This is a genomic window from Microcoleus sp. AT3-A2 (assembly GCF_036705685.1).
GTDB lineage: Bacteria > Cyanobacteriota > Cyanobacteriia > Cyanobacteriales > Microcoleaceae > Microcoleus.
In genome coordinates this window covers 1-1,672 of the sequence record NZ_JAUBVF010000152.1, presented here as the reverse complement: position 1 = coordinate 1,672, position 1,672 = coordinate 1, and the positions used below count along the sequence as shown (strand labels likewise).

The window sequence follows — 1,672 nt, the reverse complement described above, 5'->3', positions numbered from 1 at the left end:
TAGGACTTGCTGAATAATCGATCGCAAACTAAGAACAGGAGCTCACAATATCTGAAATCTCAGTTAAATATAAGTTTTTTCGGTATCGAATCCCCCCAATAATAACGGTAGATTATCTTCGGCCTAAAAACAGGTGTTCTTTTGGCAAATAGACATAAAAACACACAAAAAACCCGGCGCCACCAGGTAGCAAGGTTCATTACCAAAAAAGTAATTGCAATAACTGTACCAGATGTATTATCAAGTTTTGCCATCACTCGATTCAGACCGAATCTTCGTTTGCCTTGCCCGAACTTGCCCTCAATTGCATTTCTAATCCTCTCATCTTCCAACGCTTGCCTCTTTTTTGATTTACTCACATTTGCTCTTGGTCTTCCTAATGGCGGCCCACTGAGCCTAATGCCTTTTTCTTTGCACCATGCTCGGTTTTCTCTTGTACGATAAATGCGATCTGCATGAACGGACTCTGGATAATACCCTGTGAATCTATAATAAGCTTCTACTTGTGCTTTTAAGTCCCCTGATTCGTTAAAATTATCCCAGCTCATCCGGTCTAAAAACACATATCCTTCAAAACAACTGGCTGATAGTTTGGCTCCAAACTCTACGCTTTTCCCTGCTTTCCCTCTGACTATGGGACGAATATGGGGTTGACTTAAACTTACTATTCTATTCTCAATACTCTGTTTAGTGTTGTCAAATAACCACTGTTGTTGGCGAACGAGTTCTGTGAGAACTAGCAAGGTTTTATATTGCTTTTTATTCAGACCTTCTAGGCTCGCACCTAAATCGATTAGCTGTTCAATATGAGCTAGATTTCTTGTGATGTACTGAAGTTGTTTTTTAATTGCCTGTCTTCTTTTGTTGCGTGTGGGTCGTCTTTGTTTCGCTACTGCTAAGTAGTCTTTTCTCGCTAGATTACGGTAGGTTCTTGGTTTTTTATGGGTTTTTTCCTTGATTTGTTTATACAGGATGTCTATGATTTTTTCTGTATGAACTCTGGCTTTATTTAATAGTCCTAAGTCGGTCGGATAACTAATATCGGCTGGGGCACAGGTTGCATCTATGATTAGTTTACCGCGATTGGGTGACTCATTTTTGGCGTCCGAATCCTTTTTTTTTTCGGGTTTGATTGGCGTGATTTCTCGCATTTTTTCAACCATGCGTTCGTTCACTTTATTAATTAGGTTGGGACTGATTCGTTGCCGAAAATGTACTAATAGTGATGGGTCAAATGCGAGTTCATTACTGTAGCTTGATAGACCGATAAAGTATTGCAGATAGGGGTTTTCCCGGATCTGTTCTACTGTTTCCCGATCGCTAATTCCTAATTTTTCTTTAATAATTAATGCCCCCAATGCCATCCTAAACGATTTGGCGGGTGCACCCTTTGCTGCGGGGAAGTTGGCCGCATATTCTGATTCAAATTCAGACCACGGGATTATTTGGGCCATTTTTACCCAACGGTTATCTGGTGATAAATTCCCTCCGAAGGGTAGTTCAAAGTCCGATGGGGGACTTGGGGCAAGCTCAGCTTTTTTGTACACGATCGCAGGCGGTGATGCACGGCTTTTGACCTATTCTACCTGTTTATCTTGCACTTTACTCTCGATCGCACGATTTCTTAACCCAGGCTACGTCAAGTGCGATCGATATATTCAGCAAGCCCTAA

Annotated in this window: 1 protein-coding gene; it reads right to left on the bottom strand. The window is 41.3% G+C overall.

Annotation, left to right across the window (positions count from 1 at the left end; translation table 11 throughout):
• Positions 1–59 precede the first annotated feature (59 nt).
• A complete protein-coding gene (locus QUB37_RS29600; RefSeq protein WP_333168798.1) occupies positions 60–1,547 on the bottom strand; it encodes an IS5 family transposase in 1,488 nt (495 codons plus the stop codon).
• Positions 1,548–1,672: the final 125 nt, after the last annotated feature.